Genomic DNA, 22446 nt, shown 5'->3' on the forward strand with positions numbered 1-22446 from the left:
CCACCCCTGATCGGGTGAACGGTGGTCCGAACCGTGGGGTTTGCGCTATACTCGCGCCCCTTTTTTGACTCACCTGCCAGGCGATTTCCCATGACCCACCAGGCCGCCGAAGTCGCGAAACGCCGCACTTTCGCTATTATTTCCCACCCCGATGCCGGTAAGACCACCATCACCGAGAAGCTGTTGCTGATGGGCAAGGCAATCGCGGTGGCCGGCACGGTGAAATCGCGCAAATCCGACCGCCATGCCACCTCCGACTGGATGGAAATGGAAAAGCAACGGGGTATCTCCATTACCACGTCGGTCATGCAGTTCCCGTATCGCGACCACATGGTCAACCTGCTCGACACCCCCGGCCACGAAGACTTTTCCGAAGACACCTACCGCACCCTCACCGCCGTGGACTCGGCGCTGATGGTGCTCGACGGCGGTAAAGGCGTCGAGCCACGCACCATCGCGCTGATGGACGTGTGCCGCCTGCGTGATACGCCGATCGTCAGCTTCATCAACAAACTCGACCGCGACATCCGCGACCCCATCGAGCTGCTCGACGAAATCGAAGCGGTCCTGAAGATCAAGGCTGCGCCGATCACCTGGCCGATCGGTTGCTACCGCGACTTCAAGGGCGTGTATCACCTGGCCGACGACTACATCATTGTCTACACCGCCGGCCACGGACATGAGCGCACCGAAACCAAGATCATCGAGAAGCTCGACTCGGACGAAGCCCGCGCCCACCTGGGTGACGAGTACGACCGTTTTGTCGATCAGCTGGAACTGGTGCAGGGCGCCTGCCACGAGTTCAACCAGCAGGAGTTCCTCGACGGCCAACTGACCCCGGTGTTCTTCGGTACCGCGCTGGGTAACTTCGGTGTCGATCACGTGCTGGACGCGGTGGTCGACTGGGCTCCGCGCCCGCTGGCCCGTGTCGCCAACGAGCGCACCGTGGAGCCGGTGGAAGAGAAATTCACAGGCTTCGTGTTCAAGATCCAGGCGAACATGGACCCCAAGCACCGCGACCGTATTGCCTTCATGCGCATTTGCTCCGGCAAGTACGAGAAAGGCATGAAGATGCGCCACGTGCGCACCGGCAAGGACGTGCGCATTGGCGATGCCCTGACGTTCTTCTCCTCCGAGCGTGAGCAACTGGAAGAAGCGTTCGCCGGCGACATCATCGGCCTGCACAACCACGGCACCATCCAGATCGGCGACACCTTCACCGAAGGCGAAGCGCTGGGCTTCACCGGCATTCCGCACTTCGCCCCGGAACTGTTCCGCCGCGTACGCCTGCGTGACCCGCTCAAGTCCAAGCAACTGCGCCAGGGTCTGCAGCAGTTGGCGGAAGAGGGCGCCACCCAGGTGTTCTTCCCCGAGCGCAGCAACGACATCATCCTCGGCGCCGTGGGGGTGCTGCAGTTCGACGTGGTCGCCAGCCGTTTGAAAGAGGAATACAAGGTGGAGTGCTCCTATGAGCCGATCACCGTGTATTCGGCGCGCTGGATTGAGTGTGGTGACAAGAAGAAGCTGGAAGAGTTTTCCAACAAGGCGGTGGAGAACCTTGCGGTGGATGGCGGTGGGCACCTCACGTATCTGGCGCCGACGCGGGTTAACCTGGCATTGATGGAAGAGCGATGGCCGGACGTGAAATTCCGCGCAACGCGTGAGCATCACTAAGGTCTGCGCGCTAACCCCGCGTACGCTTTAAATGTGGGAGGGGGCTTGCTCCCGATAGCAGTGGGTCAGCTACGTATAAGCTGACTGACACTCCGCTATCGGGAGCAAGCCCCCTCCCACATGTGCATCTCCATTTGTCTGATGGATATCACACTGCTTTTGCTCTGCTTTGGCTTTTGATCTGAAGCGCCCCGTCAACCACGCGGGCCGGGGTGCGGGCACACCGAGCCGCCGTTACCGCAGCAACGGATATGTACACCACAACCCCCTCCTGACCAGCCAGCGATTGGCGCTAACCCCACATCGGGTCTAGCGTGTACCCATCGACTGTAAAGGAGACCACTGTGCGAAATGTTCATTACGCCATCCCTTTGGTATTGGTGGCAGCGCTCGGCTTGACGGCTTTACCCGCGTCGGCGGAGCTGGGTGTTCCCCAATGGAAAGACACCGGCCCCGTCACAAAGAGAAAGCAGAACGAGGTCAACTCAGGCAGTTGGAAACCGCAGTCTCAGCCCACAGACATCAAGGACCCGGAAAATCCCATCAACGAAGGCGAAGACAGTGAAACCTTTGACGACGGGGAAACCTGAGTCACGCAATAAAAAACCCCTCCTGCCAGGCTGATGCGCAACCTGACGGGAAGGGCTGTAGAACGCGGTTTACTGTAGGCGCGAGCTTGCTCCTGCAGGAGGTCAGGCCACGAATTGCTCTGCGTAGTGGCAAGCCACCTGCCGATTATCCAGCGGGCGCAACATCGGCTCCTCGGTGCTGCACCGTGCTGTCGCGTACGGGCAGCGCTTGTGGAACGCGCAGCCGGACGGCGGGTTCAGCGGGTTGGGCAGCTCGCCGACGATCTTGATCTTCGGCTTGTTCGGGTCCGGATGGATCGTCGGGGTAGCCGAGAGCAGTGCCTGGGTGTACGGGTGGAGCGGACGCGCGTAGATGTCTTCCTTGGGGCCCACCTCAACCGGGCGGCCGAGGTACATCACCATCACGTCGTCGGCAACGTGCTGCACTACCGCCAGGTTGTGGGAGATGAACACGTAAGCGGTGTTGAACTCCTGCTGCAGGTCCATGAACAGGTTGAGCACCTGGGCCTGGATCGAGACGTCGAGCGCCGAGGTCGGTTCGTCCGCCACCAGCACCTTGGGTTGCAGCATCATGGCGCGGGCCAGGGCGATACGCTGGCGCTGGCCGCCGGAGAACATGTGCGGGTAGCGCTGATAATGCTCGGGGCGCAGGCCCACCTGCTTCATCATCGCCTGCACTTTCTCGCGGCGCTCGGCGGCGGACAGATCAGTGTTGATCAGCAGCGGCTCGCCGAGCTGGTCACCGACTTTCTGGCGCGGGTTCAACGAGGCGTATGGGCTCTGGAACACCATCTGCACGTCTTTGCGCAGTTGCTTGCGCTGGGCCTTGTCGGCGCCGGCGACTTCTTGCCCTGCGATTTGCAGCGAGCCCGAAGACGGCTCTTCGATCAGCGTCAGAGCGCGGGCCAGGGTGGATTTGCCGCAACCTGACTCGCCTACCACGGCGAGGGTCTTGCCGGCTTCCAGTTCGAACGACACACCATTGAGCGCGCGTACCAGCGCGTGGCCCTTGAACAGGCCACGGGACACTTCGTAGTGACGGGTCAGGTCGCGGGCGGTAAGAACGACGGCCATTACGCCACCTCCTGGTTCAAGGGGTAGAAGCAGCGCGCCAGGCTGTTGGTTTTAGGGTCGAGTGTCGGGCGCTGGGTACGGCAGTTGTCCTGCACGTACGGGCAGCGCGGCGACAACAGGCAGCCTTGTGGACGGTCATAGCGGCCCGGCACGATGCCCGGCAGGGTGGCCAGGCGCGTGGCGCCAAGGCTGTGCTCGGGGATCGCCTTGAGCAGCGCTTCGCTGTAGGGGTGCGCCGGGATGTCGAACAGTTGCGGCACCTGGCCGACTTCCACGGCCTGGCCTGCATACATCACGCAGACGCGCTGGGCGGTTTCGGCCACCACCGCGAGGTCGTGGGTGATCAGCACCAGGCCCATGTTCTGCTCTTTCTGCAGGGCCAGCAGCAGTTCCATGATCTGTGCCTGGATGGTCACGTCCAGCGCAGTGGTCGGCTCATCCGCGATCAGCAGCTTGGGCTCGCCGGCAATCGCCATGGCGATTGCCACACGCTGGCTCATCCCGCCGGACAGTTGGTGCGGGTAGGCGTCCATACGGCTGGCGGCGCCCGGGATCTCGACTTTTTCCAGCAACTCGATGGCACGTTTGCGGGCTTGCTTGCCGGACATTTTCAGGTGCAGGCGCAGCACTTCTTCAATCTGGAAACCCACGGTGTAGCTGGGGTTCAACGCGGTCATCGGGTCCTGGAACACCATCGCCAGGTCTTTGCCGACGATCTGGCGGCGCTGGCGGTTGCTCAGCTTGAGCATGTCCTTGCCGTCGAAGGTCAGCGCATCGGCGGTGACGATGCCGGGGTGCTCGATCAGGCCCATCAGCGCCATCATGGTCACGGATTTACCCGAGCCCGATTCGCCAACGATGGCCAGTACTTCGCCTTTGTCGACCGAAAGGTCGAGGCCGTCGACCACCGGTACGGCGGTCTTGTCGCCGAAGCGCACATTGAGATTCTTGATTTCTAACAGTGACATGGAAATCTCCTCAGGCGGCGTTCTTGAGTTTCGGGTCCAGCGCATCGCGCAGGCCGTCGCCCATCAAGTTGATTGCCAGCACGCTGAGCAAAATGGTCAGACCCGGCAGGCTCACGACCCACCAGGCGCGTTCGATGTAGTCACGGGCCGAGGCCAGCATGGTGCCCCACTCCGGGGTTGGCGGTTGCACGCCAAGGCCGAGGAAGCCCAGGGCGGCTGCGTCGAGGATCGCCGAGGAGAAGCTCAGCGTGGCCTGCACGATCAGCGGCGCCATGCAGTTGGGCAATACGGTGATGAACATCAGGCGTGGCAAACCGGCACCGGCCAGGCGCGCGGCGGTCACGTAGTCACGGTTCAGTTCGCCCATCACCGCCGCGCGGGTCAGACGCACATAGGACGGCAGCGAGACGATGGCGATGGCGATCACGGTGTTGATCAGGCCAGGGCCGAGGATCGCGACAATGGCAACGGCCAGCAGCAGCGACGGCAGGGCCAGCATGATGTCCATCAGACGCATGATGGTCGGCCCGAGCAAGCGCGGGAAGAACCCGGCGAACAGGCCCAGCAGGATGCCCGGGATCAGCGACATCACCACCGACGACAGGCCGATCAGCAGCGACAGGCGCGAGCCCTGGATCAGGCGCGAGAGCAGGTCGCGACCCAGCTCATCGGTGCCGAGCAGGAACTGGATCTGCCCGCCTTCGAGCCACGACGGCGGGGTCAGCAGGAAGTCACGGTACTGCTCGCTGGGGTTATGCGGCGCAACCCAGGGGGCGAAGATCGCGCAGAACACGATCAGCAGCATGAATGCCAGGCCGGCAACCGCGCCTTTGTTTTTGGAGAAGGCTTGCCAGAATTCTTTGTACGGGGACGGGTACAGCAGGCTTTGATCGACTGCCGACGCTTGTGTAGGTGTGGTCATGGTCATGATCTCAGCGCTGGTGACGGATGCGTGGGTTGGCGAAGCCGTAGAGGATATCCACCACGAAGTTCACCAGGATCACCAGGCAGGCGATCAGCAGGATGCCGTTTTGCACCACCGGGTAGTCCCGCGCGCCAATGGCTTCGATCAGCCATTTGCCGATGCCGGGCCACGAGAAGATGGTTTCGGTCAGGACCGCACCGGCCAGCAGCGTGCCGACTTGCAGGCCAACCACGGTGAGCACCGGGATCAGCGCGTTGCGCAGGCCGTGGACGAACACCACGCGCGCCGGCGACAGGCCCTTGGCCTTGGCGGTACGGATGTAGTCCTCACGCAGCACTTCGAGCATGGACGAACGGGTCATCCGCGCGATCACCGCCAGCGGAATGGTACCCAGCACGATGGCGGGCAGGATCAGGTGGTGCAGCGCATCCCAGAACGCGTCCGGCTCGTCAGCCAGCAGCGTGTCGATCAGCATGAAACCGGTGCGCGGCTCGATGTCGTAGAGCAGGTCGATACGCCCGGACACCGGAGTCCAGCCCAGGCTTACCGAGAAGAACATGATCAGGATCAGGCCCCACCAGAAGATTGGCATCGAATATCCCGCCAGGGAGATGCCCATCACCCCGTGGTCGAACAGGGATCCTCGCTTGAGTGCCGCGATCACCCCGGCCAGAAGGCCCAGGATGCCGGCGAACAACAGGGCGGCCATGGACAGTTCCAGGGTCGCGGGAAAGAGAGCGGTGAACTCGGTCCACACGCTGGTGCGCGTGCGCAGCGATTCGCCAAGGTCGCCCTGGGCGAGCTTGCCGACATAGTCCAGGTATTGCGCATACAGGGGCTTGTTAAGGCCAAGGCGCTCCATTGCCTGTGCGTGCATCTCGGGGTCGACGCGGCGTTCGCCCATCATGACTTCTACGGGGTCGCCGGGGATCATGCGAATCAACGCAAACGTCAGCAACGTGATGCCGAAGAACGTGGGGATCAGTAACCCCAGTCGGCGGGCAATAAAACTAAACATCTTGTCGTTTACCTCAATCAGCCGGTTAGGCAGGTTCGGCACCGTCAATGTCGACGGTGCCGAGCGTTTCTCTTATTTACTTCACCTGGGTGGTGGCGAAGTTATTTGTGGTCAGAGGGCTTTGGATATAACCCTCGACGTTTTTACGCATGGCGGTGAACATTTTCGGGTAGGCCATGGGAATCCAGGGTTGATCCTTGTCGAAAACGTCCATGGCCTGTTCATAGAGTGCGGCGCGCTGGGCGGGTTCAGAGATTGCGCGCGCCTTGTCGATCAAGTCCTGAAACTCTTTGTTACACCAGCGGGCGTAGTTTTCGCCGTTTTTGGCTGCATCGCAACTCAAGTTGGGCGTGAGGAAGTTATCCGGGTCACCGTTGTCACCGGCCCAGCCGGCGGAAACCATGTCGTGCTCGCCGTTTTTAGCACGCTTGAGCATTTCGCCCCATTCCATAACTTTGATATTCAGCTTCAGGCCAATCTGCGCCAGATCCGCCTGCATGCGCTGGGCGCCGAGCATCGGGTTGGGGTTGGTCGGGCCGCCGCCGTTACGGGTGAACAGGGTGAACTCGGTGCCTTCCGGCACGCCCGCTTCCTTGAGCAGGGCACGGGCCTTGTCGAGGTCGCGAGGCGGGTTTTTCAGCTTGTCGCTGAAGCCCAGCAGCGTCGGCGGGTAAGGGCCGGTGGCGTCGACGGCGTTGCCTTTGCCATACAGCGATTCGTTGTAGCCCTTTTTGTCGAACGCAATGTTGATCGCGTGGCGCACCCGTGCGTCGCTCATGTACTTGTGGGTGGTGTTCAGGGCGGTGTAGGCGGTGGTCATTGCCGCCAGTTCAGCGACCTTCAGGTTCGGGTCGTTCTTGATACTGGGCAGGTCATCGGGCTTGGGATACAGCGCGATCTGGCACTCGTTGGCCTTGAGCTTTTGCAGGCGCACGTTGTTGTCGACCGCAATGGCCAGGATCAACGGGTCGGCTGGAGGCTTGCCACGGAAATACTCCGGGTTGGCCTTGAAGCGCACTTGGGCGTCTTTCTGGTAGCGGGTGAAGATGAACGGTCCGGTGCCGATCGGCTTACTGTTGAGCTCGTCGGTCTTGCCGGCAGCGAGCAGCTTGTCGGCGTATTCGGCGGAGTGGATGGCGGTGAACGGCATCGCAACATCGGCCAGGAACGGTGCTTCAGGGCGCGTCAGCGTGAAGACCACGGTGTGGTCGTCGGTCTTCTCTACGCTCTTGAGCAGATCCTTGAAGCCCATGCTTTCAAAGTACGGGTAGCCCACGTTGGACTTGTTGTGCCACGGGTGTTTCGGGTCCAGCTGGCGCTGGAAGCTCCAAAGCACGTCATCGGCATTCATGTTGCGCGTGGGTTTGAAGTAGTCGGTGGTGTGGAACTTGACGTCGTCACGCAGATGGAACGTGTAGGTCAGACCGTCCTCACTGATTTCCCAGGAGGTGGCGAGCGCGGGCACGATCTCGGTAGTGCCGGGCTTGAAGTCCACCAGGCGGTTGAACATGGTTTCGGCCGCGGCGTCGGCGGTGACGGCGGTGGTGTACAGCACCGGGTCAAAACCTTCCGGGCTGGCTTCGGTGCAGACCACCAGCGGTTTGGCCGAAACGCCGATCGCAACGCTCAACAGCGCAGCAGCAATGGCGGCTTGTAGCGGGAGCATTTTCATTCAGAGCCCTCTGCAATCGATGGGACCAGACAAACGTATACGGCGGGCTCCTGGGAGCCCGCCGTATACCTGGTGCTAATTAAAGGATGTTGAACGGGATGGTGGTGACCAGGCGGAATTCACGCAGGTTACCGTCAGACTGGTTTTCGCTGGCGCGGTGAGTCACGTAGGTAGCGCGAAGGGTGGTGGCTTTCAGAGGGCCACTCTGGATGGCGTAGGAGCTGCCAACGCCGTATTCCTGGTGGTGCTCGCCGTTCTGGGACTGGATGCCGTTGTAAGCGAAGCCTTTCACGCCACCGTCGCCGGTGTAGTGGGTGCCGTCGATGCCCCAGCCACGAGCCGAGTAGATGTTGAACTTCAGGCCTGGCACGCCGTATTCGGCCATGTTGATGCCATAGGCAACCTGGAAGGACTTCTCGTTCGGACCGTTGAAGTCAGAGGTCAAGGAGTTGGCCAGGTAGATGCCGTTGGTTTCGTGCAGGTAGTCGAAGTACTCGTTACCGTTCACTTGCTGGTACGAGAAGGTCAGGCTGTGAGCCTGGTGAGTCAGGCCGAGCGACAGCGAGTAAGTATCGTTGTCGATCTTGCCCATCAACTTTTTGCCTTCGTCGACGGTCTTGTAGTAGTTCAGGCCGGTGGTCAGGCTCAGTTGCTGGCTGTCACCCAGTTCATGGGTAGCGCCGAAGTAGTACTGGTTCCAGAAGTCTTTGACCTGAGCGCCGAAGAAGCTGGTTTTCAGGCTCTTGAACGGCTGGTAGTTCACGCCTGCGGTGTAGACGTGGTCGGCTTCCTGGCCGTTGCCGTATTCGGTACGGAATTTCGACAGGCTCTGCTCGGTACGTGGCGATACGCGGTCGAAGTAAGCGCCCTGGAACGACAGGTTGCTGAACTCTTCGCTGTTGAGGGAAAAACCTTCAAAGCTCGACGGCAGCGCACGGTTGCCGATGGTGTCGACGATGCCGCTGCTGAAGTTTTGACGGCCGGCGGTCAAGGTGGTGTTCGAGACACGGAACTTGACGTTGGCCAGGCCCAGTTTGCTCCACTGGTCGACTGCGTCGCCGTCGGAGTCGGCCAGGGTACGGTTGGAGCCACCCTTGATGTCACGTTTGCTGCGGTCCAGCACGATTGCGTTGTAGGCCGCCACTTCGGTAGCTACGCCCACGGTGCCCTGAGTAAAGCCCGAGCTCAGGTTGAGGATGGTGCCTTGTACCCAGTTGGTACGGTAGGCGTCAGTGCGTGCTTCACCGTGCTTCTGGTAAGTGAACTTGCCGCCACGAAACCGTTGTTCGTTGGAGAACCAGTTACGGGTGGTACCGCCCAGGCTTGCGCCGTCGACAAAACCCTTGGCTTCGCTTTGGGCGCTGGTGCCTGCCAGTGTGGTAGGAACGAAGTCCTGGCTTTGCGTGTCGGCGAAGGCGGTTGCCGTGATGCTGCTGATGGCCAGGGCCAGAAGCGCTTTGTTGCTCAGTTTCATGGGTGGAGCTCCTTTGGTTCTCTTTTTTTATGCCGGTCTTTTTAGGTGAACCGGCTATTGGGTGTGTAACTCGTTCAAGCTGTTGCAAACGTTTGCTGTAGGAAATTTCGCTACAAAAAGCCGCACGTCTGCGCGAGAGCCCGATTCGCTCTCTGCAATCCGGTTAGTTTCTTATGGGTTGATACTGACGCCCGAGAACACGTTGCGGCCGAAGGGGCTCACTTTGAAACCTTCGACTTTGGTGCTTAACGGCTGATTGACCGTCGAGTGGGCGACTGGCGTGATCGGCACCTGGCTTTTAAGCAATATCTGCGCCTGTTTGTACAAAACGGTGCGTCGTTCGCGGTCGGTGACGACCTTGGCTTGCTTGATCAGCTTGTCGTAGGCCGGGTCGCACCACATGGAGTAGTTGTTCCCGCCGATGGCGTCGCAGCTGTAGAGCGTGCCCAGCCAGTTGTCCGGATCACCATTGTCACCGGTCCAGCCGATCAGGCTCACATCGTGCTCACCGTTCTTGGTGCGCTTGATGTATTCCCCCCATTCGTAGCTGACGATCTTCACTTTCAGGCCGATCTTGGCCCAATCGTTCTGCAGCATTTCAGCCATCAGCTTGGCGTTGGGGTTGTAGGGACGTTGCACCGGCATGGCCCACAGGGTGATTTCGGTGCCTTCCTTCACGCCGGCGGCCTTGAGCAGTTCCCGGGCTTTTTCAGGATTGTAGGCAGCGTCCTTGATGCTGTCGTCGTAGGACCACTGCGTGGGCGGCATGGCGTTGACCGCCAGTTGCCCCGCGCCCTGGTACACGGCGTTGAGGATGCTCTGCTTGTTCACCGCCATGTCCAGCGCCTGGCGCACTTCGAGCTGGTCGAACGGTTTGTGGCGCACGTTGTAGGCGATGTAGCCCAGGTTGAAGCCAGGTTTGGTCAGCAATTGCAGGTTCGGGTCGGCCTTGAGCGCGTCGACGTCGGCCGGGCGCGGGTGCAGGGTGACCTGGCATTCGCCGGCCTTGAGCTTTTGCACACGCACCGACGCATCGGTGTTGATGGCGAAGATCAATTGGTCGAGCTTGACCCGGCTTGGGTCCCAATACTGCTTGTTGGCTACATAACGGATCTGCGAATCCTTCTGGTAGCGCTGGAACACGAACGGGCCGGTGCCGATCGGCTTCTGGTTGATGTCGCTGGGCTTGCCTTCCTTGAGCAGCTGCTCGGCGTATTCGGCCGAGAGGATGGAGGCGAAGCTCATGGCGATGTTCTGCACGAACGCGGCATCGACCGTATTCAGGGTCATGACCACGGTGTACGGGCCGGTTTTCTCGACCTTGGCGATGTTCTTGTTCAGGCTCATCCCGTTGAAGTAGGGAAACTCGGTGGGGTAGGCCTTGCGGAACGGATGCTCGGCGTCAAGCATGCGGTTGAAGGTGAACAACACGTCGTCGGCATTGAAATCCCGCGTCGGCTTGAATTCCTTGTTGCTGTGGAATTTCACCCCTTCGCGCAGGTGAAAAGTGTAGGTCAGGCCGTCTTCGGAAATGTCCCACTTGGTCGCCAGGCCAGGCACCACATTGGTCTCACCCTTTTCAAACTCGACCAGGCGGTTGTACAGCGGCTCGGCCGCGTCGTTGTCGGTGGCCGTGGTGTATTGCGCGGTGTCGAAGCCTGCCGGGCTGCCTTCGGAGCAGAACACCAGGCTCTTCTTGTCGGCGGCCTGGCCCAGCGTGGCCGCAGCCAGCAGGCTGGTGCCGAAAATCGCGGATAGAACGGTGGTATGGCGCATGACGATCCCAATCCTTGTTTGTAGTTATCGATCAGCAAGCAATCACCCTGGTGTCCTGCCAGGGTGACATTACTGATCCCACACACAGCAAGTGCCTTTCCGAACGCAGCCTCTGTGCTGTCCTGCGACGTTATGGTTCGCGGACTTCGCAGTAAATGCGCAAAATCGGATGGACCATGTAGGCAGTGGATGCACATATCGCAGTCCGCTGCTGTAGGACGCAGTGGATGCGTATGTAGTCTTTTCCCTACGGTCCGGGCGGAAACAATAACGGCGACGTTATGAAACGTCGCCGTCAGTGATGTTTACTTGCCGCTTACGCTGACGCCGTAGAAGGAGTTCAAGCCAAACGGGCTGATCTTGAAGTCCTGCACGGTGTTGCGCATGGGTTGATACACCGTCGAGTGCGCGATGGGTGTCATCGGTACTGCATCTTTGAGGATATGTTGCGCCTGCTTGTACAGCTCGGTGCGTTTGGCGACATCCGAGGTAGCCTTGGCTTCTTTCACGATGCCGTCGAATTTCTTGTCACACCACTTGGAGAAGTTGTTGCCGGCCAGGGAGTCGCAGCCGAACAGCACGTTCAGCCAGTTGTCCGGGTCACCATTGTCGCCGCTCCAGCCAATGATCATGGCCTGGTTCTCGCCGCCTTTGGAGCGCTTGATGTACTCGCCCCACTCATAGCTGACGATGTTGACCTTCAGGCCGATCTGTTTCCAGTCGTTCTGCAGCATCTCGGCCATCAGCTTGGCGTTGGGGTTGTATGGACGCTGTACCGGCATGGCCCACAGGGTGATCTCGGTGCCTTCCTTGACGCCGGCTTCCTTGAGCAATTCCTTGGCTTTGGCAGGGTCGAACTTGGCATCTTTGATGGTGGTGTCGTAGGACCACTGGGTCGGCGGCATGGCGTTGACGGCCAGTTGGCCAGCGCCCTGGTAAACGGAGTCGATGATCTGCTGCTTGTTCACCGACATGTCCAGTGCTTCACGTACGCGCAGGTCGGACAGCGGGTTGGCTGCGGTCTGGCCCTTGAGTACCGGCATGACGTTGTAGGCGATGTAGCCCAGGTTGAAACCGGCCTGGTGCGGCAGTTTCAGGTCCTTGTCTTCGCCCAGCGCCTTGAGGTCGGCCGGACGTGGGAACAGGGTGATCTGGCATTCGTTTTTCTTGAGCTTCTGGATACGCACCGACGGGTCGGTGGTGATGGCGAAGATCAGGTTGTCGATCTTCACGTCTTCAGGTTTCCAGTAGTCCTTGTTGCCGGTGTAGCGAATGTTCGAGTCTTTCTGGTAGCTCTTGAACACGAACGGGCCGGTACCGATAGGCTTCTGGTTGATGTCGGCAGGCTTGCCTTCCTTCAACAGCTGAGCGGCATATTCGGCGGACTGGATCGAGGCGAAGCTCATGGCCAGGTTCTGGATGAAAGCCGCGTCCACGGTGCCAAGGGTGAACTTGACGGTGTGGTCATCGACTTTCTCGATGTTCTTGATGTTGGTGTCCATCCCCATGTCCGTGAAGTACGGGAACTCGGTGGGGTAGGCCTTACGGAATGGATCGTCTTTATTGATCATCCGGTTGAACGTGAACAGTACGTCGTCTGCCGAGAATTCACGAGTCGGCTTGAAGTACGGGGTGGTGTGGAACTTGACGCCTTCGCGCAGGTGGAAGGTGTACGTCAGGCCATCCGGGGACACGTCCCAGCTGGTGGCCAGGCCGGGTACCACGGCGGTGCCGCCACGTTCGAACTGGCTCAGACGGTTGAACATGGTTTCGGCCGAGGCATCGAAGTCTGTTCCGGTGGTGTACTGGCCTGGATCGAAACCGGCCGGGCTCCCTTCGGAGCAGAACACCAGGTTAGTTGCCGCAAGGGCTGCAGGGGCGGCGGCCATTAGGCCCGCGCTCACTAATAACGGAAGGACTGCGTGTTTGAGCATGTTGGCCTCATGATTTGTTGTCATTTTTGGTGGTGAGGGCGACCTCGTGAGTCGGCCTGCGGATACTTATGCAGGCGCCATACCCATTGCAAGACGCTGAACCGCTGCAAGGCTCAAAGTGTGGTACGAACGTACAGGAATGTCGCATTTATGAAAGTTTTGACATAAATGCATATATTTAGAGCGTTTTTTCGGTGCATAAGGCGCACCAGAAACGCCCGGCCGAGGCGTCTGGCGCACTCGGTTGGGGCGCTTGTGTTACTTCTCCAGACTCACGCCGTAGAACGGTGTCAGCCCAAACGGGCTGATCTTGAAGTCCTGCACTTCCTTGCGCAGTGGCTGGAAAACCGTCGAGTTTGCAATAGGCGTTATAGGCACTTGTTCCTTAAGGATTTTCTGTGCCTGCTGATACCACTTGATGCGCTGCTCGCGGTCATTGCTGACCTTGGCCTGCTGTACCAGCTTGTCGTAGGCCGGGTTACACCATTTGGCGTAGTTGCTGCCCTTGACCGCGGCACAACTGTAGAGCACACCCAGCCAGTTATCCGGGTCTCCGTTGTCGCCGGTCCAGCCGTAGATCATGGCGTCGTGTTCGCCGTTCTTGGCGCGTTTGATGTATTCGCCCCACTCATAGCTGACGATATTGGCCTTGATGCCGACCTTGGCCCAGTCCTGCTGGATCATCTGCGCCGACATGCGCGCGTTCGGGTTGGAGGCGCGCTGAACGGTCATCGCCCACAGGTTGATCGTGGTGCCGGGGGCGATACCTGCTTCTTTGAGTAGCGCCTTGGCCTTGGTCGGATCGTAGGGCGCGTCCTTGATCGTCGAGTCATAGGACCACTGCGCCGGAGGCAGGGCGTTCTGCGCCAATTGTCCGGCGCCCTGGTAAACAGCCTTGATGATCGCCGGCTTGTCGATGGCCATGTCCAGCGCCTGGCGCACCTTGAGCTGATCCAGCGGTGGGTGGGTCACGTTGTAGGCGAGGAAGCCCAGGTTGAACCCCGCCTGCTGCTGCACGCGCAGGTTAGGGTCCTGCTTGATCACTTCAATGTCCTGCGGGCGCGGATAACCGCTGACCTGGCATTCACCGGCCTTGAGTTTTTGCAGGCGCGAGGCCGCATCCGGGGTGATTGCGAACACCAGGTTGTCGAGCTTCACATCCTCGGGCTTCCAATACTGTTTATTGGCCACATAGCGGATCTGCGAATCCTTCTGGTAACGCTTGAACACAAACGGACCGGTGCCGACCGGCTTCTGGTTGATGTCTTCGGCCTTACCTTGCTTGAGCAACTGCGCGGCGTATTCGGCGGACTGGACAGAGGCGAAGCTCATGGCCAGGTTCTGCACGAACGAGGCGTCGACGTTGTTGAGGTTGAAACGCACGGTGTGGTCGTCGAGCTTTTCGACGCTTTTGATCGTGGTGTTCAAGCCCATGTCGGTGAAGTAGGGCGACTCGGACGGGTAGGCCTTGCGAAACGGACTCTCGGCATCGAGCAGGCGATTGAAGGTGAACAGCACGTCGTCCGCATTGAAGTCGCGGGTGGGGGTGAAGAAGTCGGTGGTGTGGAACTTGACGCCATCGCGCAGATGGAAGGTGTACGCCAGGCCGTCTTTGGAAATATCCCAGCTGGTTGAAAGGCCAGGTTCAACTTCGGTGCCGCCGCGCTTGAACTGGGTCAGGCGGTTGAACACGGTTTCGGCCGAGGCATCGAAGTCGGTGCCGCTGGTGTACTGGCTGGGATCAAAACCGGCGGGGCTGGCTTCGGAGCAGTAAACCAGGGTGGTAGCCGCCTGGGCCATCGGCATGAATGCCAGCAGGCCTGCAGCGAGGAGCAGTGGTTTGATGGCGATTCTTTCCATGTAGACCCCTTAGATGGCAGGCATATAAACGCTGCCCAAACGAAAACGGCGGTCACCGAGGTTACCGCCGTTTAGGTGTGTCAGGTAGGGGTTACTGCATCTGCACTTCGATCACGCCATCGGCGCTCATATTGACCTGGCTGGTGCCAGCCTCCACCTCGGGCGTCGGCGCTGAATCGACCATCGCCGATTTCATCATCATCGCGCCACGGGCATAGGGCATCGGGTAGCCATTGCTGTTGAAGTTCAGGTTGACGATCTTGTAACCCTTGCCGCCCAGTGCGTCCGTCGCCAGTTGTGCACGGGCCTTGAAGGCGGCCACCGCGTCCTTGAGCAACGCGTCTTCGCTGGCCTTGCGCGTGGTGTCGGCGATGGCGAAGTCCATGTTCTGCATTTTCAGGGTGTTGAGCAGCTCGCCGGTGAGCTTGGACAGCGCCGGGAAGTCCGCGCTTTCCAGGCGCAGTTCGGCGCGTTCGCGCCAGCCGGTGATCTTCTGGTTCTTGTTGTCGTAGATCGGGTAGCTGTTGCGGCTGCCCTGGCGCAGGGTCACGGCCTTGACTTCGCGGGCCTGGCCGAGCGCGGTGTTCATGGTGTTGGTGATTTCGGCGGCGAGCTTGGCCGGGTCGCTGTTCTGCGATTCGGTATAGAGGGTGACGATCATCTTGTCGCGGGCGACTTCCTGGCTGACTTCAGCGCGCAGGGAGATCTGGTTGTAATGCAGCTCCTCGGCGGCCAGCGCCGGCAGGCTGACCAGAGTGCTAGCGCCGAGGGTGAGCAGGGCGGCGCTGCGAGTGAAACGAGACATGGAAGCTCCTTGGGACAGTGGTGTTGGGTATGACTGTAGACGTTGGTGTCGGGTTCTTCGGGTTTACGAATTAGAAAAAAAAGTTTCAAGCCACAAGCTGCAAGTGAATGCGTGGCGAACTTGCAGCTTTCAATGTGCGGCTCGTAGCGGCAGTGCCGGCTGCGGCAAAGAGCCACACATCCGGTGCCCGAGACGCTGCTTCGTTTATACTCCTGCCGATCCGCCTGCAGCGCTCATCGGGAGAGCCCATGCTCGCCGCCGTAAAACTGACTTCCGCCACCCGCCAGAACCTCTGGCGCCTGACGTTTATCCGCACCCTGGTACTGGCCGCACAGGCCGGCTCCGTCGGGCTCGCCTACTGGTTCGATCTGCTACCGCTGCCCTGGCTGCCGCTGGGCGTGACGCTGGGGTTTTCCACGGTGTTGTGCGTGTTCACCGTGATCCGGTTGCGTACCACCTGGCCGGTTACCGAGTTGGAATATGCGCTGCAGTTGGCCTGTGACCTGTTTATCCACAGTGTGTTGCTTTATTTCTCTGGCGGTTCCACCAACCCGTTCGTCTCCTTTTATCTGGTGCCGCTGACCATCGCCGCGGTGACCTTGCCATGGCGCTATTCGGTGGTGCTGTCGGGGATCGCGCTGACCCTCTACACCCTGCTGCTGGCCCAGTTCTATCCGCTGCAAACTTTCCCCATCGCGCGTGAAAACCTGCAGATCTACGGGATGTGGTTGAGCTTTGCGCTGTCGGCGGCGGTCATCACCTTTTTTGCCGCACGCATGGCCGAAGAGCTGCGCCGCCAGGAGGAACTGCGCGCCATTCGCCGCGAAGAGGGCCTGCGCGACCAGCAACTGCTGGCCGTCGCCACCCAGGCCGCCGGTGCGGCCCACGAACTCGGCACGCCATTGGCCACCATGAGCGTATTGCTCAAGGAAATGACCCAGGACCATCACGACCCGACGCTGCAGGATGACCTCAGCGTGCTTCAGGAACAGGTCAAGCAGTGCAAGTTGACCCTGCAGCAACTGGTGCGCGCCGCCGAAGCCAATCGCCGCCTGGCGGTGGAGATGCAGGACGTGACCCAATGGATCGACGAAGCCCTGAATCGCTGGCACCTGATGCGTCCCGAAGCCAGTTACCGCTTTACCCTGCTGGGCCAGGGCAGCGTGCCGCGCATGGCGCCACCGCCTGACCTGACCCAGGCATTGCTCAACCTGTTGAACAATGCCGCCGACGCCTGCCCTGAAGGTCTTGGCGTGCAGCTGGACTGGGACGCCGAACACGTCACCCTCAGCATCCGTGACCACGGCGCCGGCGTGCCACTGGCCATTGCCGAGCAGATCGGCAAGCCCTTCTTTACCACCAAGGGCAAAGGCTTCGGCCTGGGCCTTTTTTTGAGCAAGGCCAGCGTGACCCGCGCGGGCGGCTCAGTGAAACTCTACAGTCATGAGGAAGGTGGCACGCTCACCGAGCTGCGCCTGCCCCGTGCCGCACGAGGAGATAGCGATGAGTGACGAGATCCAAGTCGAAGGCGAAGAGCTGCCGCATCTGTTGCTGGTAGATGACGACGCCACCTTTACCCGGGTGATGGCGCGCGCCATGAGCCGTCGCGGCTTTCGCGTGAGCACCGCAGGCTCCGCCGAAGAAGGCTTGAGCATCGCCCAAGCCGACCTGCCGGACTACGCCGCGCTCGACCTGAAAATGGACGGCGACTCGGGCCTGGTGCTGCTGCCCAAGCTGCTGGAACTCGACCCGGAAATGCGCGTGGTGATCCTTACCGGATACTCGAGCATCGCCACCGCCGTCGAGGCCATCAAGCGCGGCGCCTGCAACTACCTGTGCAAGCCGGCGGACGCCGACGACGTGCTGGCGGCGCTGCTCTCCGAGCACGCCGACCTCGACACCCTGGTGCCGGAAAACCCGATGTCGGTGGACCGCCTGCAGTGGGAACACATCCAGCGCGTGCTGACCGAGCACGAAGGCAATATCTCGGCCACCGCCCGCGCCCTCGGCATGCACCGCCGCACCTTGCAACGCAAGCTGCAAAAGCGTCCGGTGCGCCGCTGAACCTAAGCTGAACGACCCGTCTCAGGCCGCACGGAGCCCTGAACCGATCCCTTATGATCGGTTCAAACGCCTGCCATTTTTCCTACAGAGCCTGAACGATGAACCAGAACGCAGAGTATTCCGCGGTCAATGACGCCGTGCATGGGCAATTCTTCCGTCGAACCTGGGCGATGATCACACCGTACTGGCGCAGTGAGGAGAAGGGCAGGGCGTGGCTGCTGCTGGCCGCAGTGATTGCGCTGTCACTGTTCAGCGTGGCGATCTCCGTGTGGATCAACCACTGGTACAAGGATTTCTACAACGCGCTGGAGAAGAAGGACACCGCCGCATTCTGGCAACTGATCGGCTATTTTTGCGGGATCGCGACGGTGGCCATTCTCGGCGCGGTCTACCGCCTTTACCTGACGCAGATGCTGACCATCCGCTGGCGCGCCTGGCTGACCGAAAAACACTTCGCGCGCTGGCTCGCCCACAAGAACTACTACCAGCTGGAGCAGGGCGGTTACACCGACAACCCCGACCAGCGGATTTCCGAAGACCTCAACAGTTTCACCTCCAACACCCTGGGCCTGGGCCTTGGGCTGCTGCGCAACGTCGTCAGCCTGGTGTCGTTTTCCGTGATCCTGTGGGGTGTGTCGGGCAGTATCGAGGTATTTGGCATCACCATCCCGGGTTACATGTTCTGGTGTGCACTGGTGTATGCCGGCGTCGGCAGTTGGCTGACCCATCTGATCGGGCGTCGTCTGATCGGCTTGAGCAACCAGCAGCAACGCTTCGAAGCCGACCTGCGTTTCTCCATGGTGCGGGTGCGCGAGAATGCCGAAAGCATCGCTCTGTACAACGGCGAGCCCAACGAGAATCAGCGGCTGAAGACGCGTTTCGGCCGGGTGTGGCACAACTACTGGGACATCATGAAAGTGTCCAAGCGCCTGACCTTTTTTACCGCCGGTTACGAGCAGATCGCGATCGTGTTCGCGTTTATCGTGGCGGCCCCGCGTTACTTTGCCGGCAAGATCGAGCTGGGCGAGCTGATGCAGATCAACTCGGCGTTCGGCAACGTGCAGGGCAACTTCAGCTGGTTTATCAGTGCCTATACTGACCTCGCCGCCTGGCGCGCCACCAGTGACCGTTTGTTGAGCTTCCAGCAAGCCATGACCGACAACGAGCAACGACCGCCCTCCATCGAGGTGAATGCCGAAGGCGAGCGCTTGATGGTGCAGGGCCTGGGCATGAACCTGGCCGATGGCCGTCACTTGCTTACCGATGCGAACATGATTGTCGAACCGGGCCAGCGCCTGATGCTCAGCGGTCGCTCCGGCAGCGGCAAGAGCACCCTGCTGCGTGCGATGGGCCACTTGTGGCCAACGGGTCATGGCAGCATTCGCCTGCCGGCGGCGCGTTATCTGTTCCTGCCGCAAAAACCCTACCTGCCGATCGGCACGTTGAAAGCGGTGTTGAGTTATCCACAGGACGACAGCGCCTACACGGCCGAACGTTATGCACAGGTGCTGGAAACCTGCCGCCTGCCGCAACTGGTGGCGCGCCTGGACGAGGCCAACCATTGGCAGCGCATGCTTTCGCCCGGCGAGCAGCAGCGTCTGGCCTTTGCCCGCGCCTTGTTGTTCGCGCCGCAGTGGTTGTACATGGACGAGGCGACCTCGGCCATGGACGAGGAGGATGAGGCCAGCTTGTACCAAGCCCTGATCGATGAGCTGCCGGGGCTGAGCATTGTCAGCGTCGGTCACCGCAGCAGCCTCAAGCGCTTCCACGGACGGCATGTACGGATCGAGGGTGGCTGGTTGCAGGAGCAGCCCGTTTCCTGAGCATTGGATGCGGTCAGTGTGGGAGGGGGCTTGCTCCCGATAGCGGTCTGCCAGTTACCGGTGAGCTGACTGAAACATTGCAATCGGGAGCAAGCCCCCTCCCACATTTTGACGAGACGTGAGGCTCAAACAAAAAGCCCGGCTGATCATTGATCAGCCGGGCTTTTTGTCGTGCCTGAAAAGACTTACTTCTTCAAGCCGTAATGCTCATCCAGCATGCCGGGGGCATTCGGCGTTTTTGGCGCGTAGTCCCGTGGTGGCTCCTGGTTTTCCCGAGGTGGCGTCAGTCGCTCCCGGGGGGCTTGCGGTGCATCGGAATGCAGCGCGGCCAGCAGGCGCTGGCGGGTGATGTCATCCAGGGCCAGGCGGTTGGCGCCATCGGCGAGATGGTCCTGTACATCCTGGTAGCTCTGGGTGAGTTTCTTGACCAGGGTCGCGGTGCTGTTGAAGTGGGTAACAACCTCGTTCTGATAACTGTCAAAACGTTCCTGAATGTCATCCAGCTGACGCTGCGTGCGGTTAGGCGCGGCATTCGGCAGCAGGCGAGCAACCAGGAATCCAATGGCGACACCGGCAACCAGGGCAAGAGTCGGCAACAACCAAACTAAGAGCGAGTGTTCCACGAGTCCTTCCTCTATAAACGGCTTTGCTTTACGTTAACGGCTCGGACCTGCGCTGTATACCGCGATTAAGCTCGCAATGATGCCATGCACAGACTTTTAGCTAGACGAGTCGACCCTTTGAGAGGTCACGGAGTTCATCTCTTGCTCATGCGTGAAACCCCCGTTTTGATCGATGGCCCGGTGGGCCAATTGGAAGCCCTGTACCTGGATCACCCCGAGCCACGCGGCCTGGCGCTGATCTGCCATCCCAACCCGGTGCAGGGCGGGACCATGCTTAATAAAGTCGTTTCGACCCTGCAGCGCACCGCGCGCGATGCCGGTTTGATTACGCTGCGTTTTAATTACCGTGGCGTCGGCGCCAGTGCCGGCACCCATGACATGGCCACCGGTGAAGTCGACGATGCCGAAGCGGCCGCCACTTGGCTGAGGGAAAAACACCCTGACCTGCCGATCACCCTGCTGGGGTTTTCCTTCGGCGGTTATGTGGCCGCCAGCCTCGGCGGTCGCCTGGAAGCAAAGGGCGAGCAACTTGCGCATCTGTTCATGGTCGCCGCTGCGGTGATGCGCATGCGCGATACCGATGTACTGCCGCAGGGCTGCCCGCTGACCGTGATCCAGCCGGAAACCGACGAAGTCGTCGACCCGCAAATCGTCTACGACTGGTCCGCCGCCTTGAAACGCCCCCATGAGCTGCTGAAAGTGGCAGAATGCGGGCACTTTTTTCATGGCAAGCTCACCGATCTGAAGGATCTGGTGTTGCCGCGCCTCTCGAATTGACAGCAGTCTGACAAGCGATTACCCATGACGACTCGTACCCGTATCCTCACCGGCATTACCACCACCGGCACGCCGCACCTGGGCAACTACGCCGGTGCGATTCGCCCGGCGATCCTGGCAAGCGAAGACGCCAATGCCGACTCCTTCTACTTTCTGGCCGACTACCACGCCCTGATCAAGTGCGATGACCCGCAGCGCATCCAGCGCTCGCGCATGGAAATCGCCGCGACCTGGCTGGCCGGTGGCCTGGATGTGAACCGGGTGACGTTCTATCGCCAGTCCGACATTCCGGAAATTCCCGAGCTTACCTGGCTGCTGACCTGCGTGGCGGCCAAGGGCCTGCTCAACCGCGCGCATGCCTACAAGGCGTCGGTGGACAAGAACGTGGAAACCGGCGAAGACCCGGACGCGGGTATCAGCATGGGCCTTTACAGCTACCCGGTGCTGATGGCGGCGGACATCCTGATGTTCAACGCGCACAAGGTGCCGGTCGGTCGCGACCAGATCCAGCACGTGGAAATGGCCCGGGATATCGGCCAGCGCTTCAACCACCTGTTCGGCAAGGGCAAGGAGTTTTTCACCATGCCCGAAGCATTGATCGAAGAAAGCGTCGCCACCTTGCCGGGCCTGGATGGTCGCAAGATGTCCAAGAGCTACGACAACACCATCCCGTTGTTCACCAGCGCCAAGGACATGAAGGACTCGATCTCGCGCATCGTCACCGACTCCCGCGCCCCGGGCGAAGCCAAGGACCCGGACAATTCGCACCTGTTCACGCTTTACCAGGCGTTCGCCACCAAGGCCCAGGAAGAAGAGTTCCGCGCTGAGTTGTTGCAAGGCCTGGGCTGGGGCGAGGCGAAGAGCCGCCTGTTCAACCTGCTCGACGGCCAGCTCGGCGAAGCTCGCGAGCGCTATCACCAGTTGATGTCGCGCCCGGCGGACATGGAAGACCTGCTGATGGTCGGCGCCAGGAAGGCCCGCGCCGTGGCGGCGCCGTTCCTTGCCGAGTTGCGTGAGGCGGTGGGCTTGCGTTCATTCGTCGAGCAGGCTGCTGCTCCCGTCAGCGCCAAGAAGAAAGCCGCCAAAGCCGCGCGCTTCGTGAGCTTCCGTGAAGACGACGGCAGCTTCCGCTTCCGCTTGTTGGCTGCCGATGGCGAGCAACTGCTGCTGTCGCGCAACTTCGCCGACGGTAAAGCCGCGGGTGCGGTGACCAAACAGCTGCAAAGTGGCGTGATGCTGGACGTGCGTCCTGAAGCTCTGGGTTTCAGCGTGTGGCTGGACGGCGCGGCAGTCGCCGACAGCGCTCAGTTCGCCGATAACGCGAGCCGCGATGCCGCCATCGTCGCCTTGCGCGTCGCGTTGACCCCAACCGAGGATTAACCCGACCAA

Annotated in this window: 18 protein-coding genes; 7 read left to right on the forward strand and 11 right to left on the reverse strand. The window is 60.6% G+C overall.

Features of this window, described 5'->3' with window-relative positions:
- Positions 1 to 90: 90 nt before the first annotated feature.
- Together TU75_RS04430 and TU75_RS04435 are read left to right on the forward strand one after the other, a co-directional pair.
- The gene (locus TU75_RS04430) at positions 91 to 1674 is read left to right on the forward strand and encodes a peptide chain release factor 3 (protein ID WP_004372303.1); all 1584 of its coding nucleotides are present in this window, start codon (positions 91 to 93) and stop codon (positions 1672 to 1674) included.
- 344 nt (positions 1675 to 2018) lie between these two features.
- Entirely contained in the window at positions 2019 to 2264 is a 246-nt protein-coding gene (locus tag TU75_RS04435) for a hypothetical protein (RefSeq protein WP_060548311.1), read from the forward strand.
- A 102-nt stretch (positions 2265 to 2366) separates the two neighbouring features.
- Here the strand turns inward: TU75_RS04435 and TU75_RS04440 are convergent, their stop codons facing one another.
- From TU75_RS04440 to TU75_RS04485, 10 genes are all read right to left on the reverse strand, one after another.
- Positions 2367 to 3338, reverse strand: coding sequence for a peptide ABC transporter ATP-binding protein (locus TU75_RS04440; RefSeq protein ID WP_004372299.1), 972 nt, complete (start codon positions 3336 to 3338; stop codon positions 2367 to 2369).
- The gene (locus TU75_RS04445) at positions 3338 to 4306 is read right to left on the reverse strand and encodes an ABC transporter ATP-binding protein (protein ID WP_004372297.1); all 969 of its coding nucleotides are present in this window, start codon (positions 4304 to 4306) and stop codon (positions 3338 to 3340) included. The genes TU75_RS04440 and TU75_RS04445 overlap by 1 nt, the downstream gene beginning before the upstream one ends.
- Positions 4307 to 4316: 10 nt before the next feature.
- Complete coding sequence (locus TU75_RS04450) at positions 4317 to 5228, reverse strand: ABC transporter permease subunit (RefSeq protein WP_004372295.1); 912 nt, start codon at positions 5226 to 5228, stop codon at positions 4317 to 4319.
- A 10-nt stretch (positions 5229 to 5238) separates the two neighbouring features.
- Positions 5239 to 6249 carry an ABC transporter permease subunit gene (locus TU75_RS04455; protein ID WP_003171721.1) on the reverse strand — a complete coding sequence of 337 codons (1011 nt, stop codon included), beginning with the start codon at positions 6247 to 6249 and terminating at the stop codon, positions 5239 to 5241.
- Between the two features lie 76 nt (positions 6250 to 6325).
- Positions 6326 to 7921 (reverse strand): ABC transporter substrate-binding protein, encoded by a 1596-nt coding sequence (locus TU75_RS04460; protein WP_004372291.1) that lies wholly within the window; start codon positions 7919 to 7921, stop codon positions 6326 to 6328.
- A 79-nt stretch (positions 7922 to 8000) separates the two neighbouring features.
- A complete protein-coding gene (locus TU75_RS04465; RefSeq protein WP_004372289.1) occupies positions 8001 to 9395 on the reverse strand; it encodes an OprD family porin in 1395 nt (464 codons plus the stop codon).
- A 171-nt stretch (positions 9396 to 9566) separates the two neighbouring features.
- Positions 9567 to 11171: an ABC transporter substrate-binding protein gene (locus TU75_RS04470; RefSeq protein WP_060548312.1), complete on the reverse strand. Its 1605-nt coding sequence runs from the start codon at positions 11169 to 11171 to the stop codon at positions 9567 to 9569.
- A gap of 305 nt (positions 11172 to 11476) precedes the next feature.
- A complete protein-coding gene (locus TU75_RS04475; RefSeq protein WP_004372286.1) occupies positions 11477 to 13105 on the reverse strand; it encodes an ABC transporter substrate-binding protein in 1629 nt (542 codons plus the stop codon).
- Positions 13106 to 13363: 258 nt separating this feature from the next.
- Positions 13364 to 14965 carry an ABC transporter substrate-binding protein gene (locus TU75_RS04480; protein ID WP_060548313.1) on the reverse strand — a complete coding sequence of 534 codons (1602 nt, stop codon included), beginning with the start codon at positions 14963 to 14965 and terminating at the stop codon, positions 13364 to 13366.
- Between the two features lie 91 nt (positions 14966 to 15056).
- The gene (locus tag TU75_RS04485) at positions 15057 to 15770 is read right to left on the reverse strand and encodes an SIMPL domain-containing protein (RefSeq protein ID WP_015371160.1); all 714 of its coding nucleotides are present in this window, start codon (positions 15768 to 15770) and stop codon (positions 15057 to 15059) included.
- A gap of 248 nt (positions 15771 to 16018) precedes the next feature.
- On the opposite strand from TU75_RS04485, the gene TU75_RS04490 reads away from it, so the two are divergent.
- From TU75_RS04490 to TU75_RS04500, 3 genes are all read left to right on the forward strand, one after another.
- The gene (locus TU75_RS04490; protein ID WP_060548314.1) at positions 16019 to 17281 is read left to right on the forward strand and encodes an ATP-binding protein; all 1263 of its coding nucleotides are present in this window, start codon (positions 16019 to 16021) and stop codon (positions 17279 to 17281) included.
- Positions 17274 to 17834, forward strand: coding sequence for a response regulator transcription factor (locus tag TU75_RS04495; RefSeq protein WP_004372278.1), 561 nt, complete (start codon positions 17274 to 17276; stop codon positions 17832 to 17834). Before TU75_RS04490 ends, TU75_RS04495 begins: the two co-directional genes overlap by 8 nt.
- Positions 17835 to 17932: 98 nt before the next feature.
- Entirely contained in the window at positions 17933 to 19657 is a 1725-nt protein-coding gene (locus TU75_RS04500) for an ABC transporter ATP-binding protein/permease (RefSeq protein ID WP_060548315.1), read from the forward strand.
- Between the two features lie 185 nt (positions 19658 to 19842).
- Here the strand turns inward: TU75_RS04500 and TU75_RS04505 are convergent, their stop codons facing one another.
- Positions 19843 to 20280, reverse strand: a complete 438-nt coding sequence (locus TU75_RS04505; RefSeq protein ID WP_004372274.1) for a Z-ring associated ZapG family protein — start codon at positions 20278 to 20280, stop codon at positions 19843 to 19845.
- A 147-nt stretch (positions 20281 to 20427) separates the two neighbouring features.
- Here TU75_RS04505 and TU75_RS04510 point away from each other — a divergent pair, with 147 nt between their 5' ends.
- Positions 20428 to 21057 carry an alpha/beta hydrolase gene (locus tag TU75_RS04510; protein WP_060548316.1) on the forward strand — a complete coding sequence of 210 codons (630 nt, stop codon included), beginning with the start codon at positions 20428 to 20430 and terminating at the stop codon, positions 21055 to 21057.
- Positions 21058 to 21081: 24 nt separating this feature from the next.
- On the forward strand, positions 21082 to 22437 hold the full coding sequence (locus TU75_RS04515; protein WP_060548317.1) for a tryptophan--tRNA ligase: 1356 nt from the start codon (positions 21082 to 21084) through the stop codon (positions 22435 to 22437).
- Positions 22438 to 22446 lie beyond the last annotated feature (9 nt).

The organism is Pseudomonas poae (genome assembly GCF_001439785.1).
Lineage (GTDB): Bacteria > Pseudomonadota > Gammaproteobacteria > Pseudomonadales > Pseudomonadaceae > Aquipseudomonas > Aquipseudomonas poae.

Bases quoted from the DNA above. Each gene is read 5' to 3' on its own strand.
- TU75_RS04430 (WP_004372303.1), top strand. From the start codon at position 91: ATGACCCACCAGGCCGCCGAAGTCGCGAAACGCCGCACTTTCGCTATT.
- TU75_RS04440 (WP_004372299.1), bottom strand. From the start codon at position 3,338: ATGGCCGTCGTTCTTACCGCCCGCGACCTGACCCGTCACTACGAAGTG.
- TU75_RS04445 (WP_004372297.1), bottom strand. From the start codon at position 4,306: ATGTCACTGTTAGAAATCAAGAATCTCAATGTGCGCTTCGGCGACAAG.
- TU75_RS04450 (WP_004372295.1), bottom strand. From the start codon at position 5,228: ATGACCACACCTACACAAGCGTCGGCAGTCGATCAAAGCCTGCTGTAC.
- TU75_RS04455 (WP_003171721.1), bottom strand. From the start codon at position 6,249: ATGTTTAGTTTTATTGCCCGCCGACTGGGGTTACTGATCCCCACGTTC.
- TU75_RS04460 (WP_004372291.1), bottom strand. From the start codon at position 7,921: ATGAAAATGCTCCCGCTACAAGCCGCCATTGCTGCTGCGCTGTTGAGC.
- TU75_RS04465 (WP_004372289.1), bottom strand. From the start codon at position 9,395: ATGAAACTGAGCAACAAAGCGCTTCTGGCCCTGGCCATCAGCAGCATC.
- TU75_RS04470 (WP_060548312.1), bottom strand. From the start codon at position 11,171: ATGCGCCATACCACCGTTCTATCCGCGATTTTCGGCACCAGCCTGCTG.
- TU75_RS04475 (WP_004372286.1), bottom strand. From the start codon at position 13,105: ATGCTCAAACACGCAGTCCTTCCGTTATTAGTGAGCGCGGGCCTAATG.
- TU75_RS04480 (WP_060548313.1), bottom strand. From the start codon at position 14,965: ATGGAAAGAATCGCCATCAAACCACTGCTCCTCGCTGCAGGCCTGCTG.
- TU75_RS04485 (WP_015371160.1), bottom strand. From the start codon at position 15,770: ATGTCTCGTTTCACTCGCAGCGCCGCCCTGCTCACCCTCGGCGCTAGC.
- TU75_RS04490 (WP_060548314.1), top strand. From the start codon at position 16,019: ATGCTCGCCGCCGTAAAACTGACTTCCGCCACCCGCCAGAACCTCTGG.
- TU75_RS04495 (WP_004372278.1), top strand. From the start codon at position 17,274: ATGAGTGACGAGATCCAAGTCGAAGGCGAAGAGCTGCCGCATCTGTTG.
- TU75_RS04500 (WP_060548315.1), top strand. From the start codon at position 17,933: ATGAACCAGAACGCAGAGTATTCCGCGGTCAATGACGCCGTGCATGGG.
- TU75_RS04510 (WP_060548316.1), top strand. From the start codon at position 20,428: ATGCGTGAAACCCCCGTTTTGATCGATGGCCCGGTGGGCCAATTGGAA.
- TU75_RS04515 (WP_060548317.1), top strand. From the start codon at position 21,082: ATGACGACTCGTACCCGTATCCTCACCGGCATTACCACCACCGGCACG.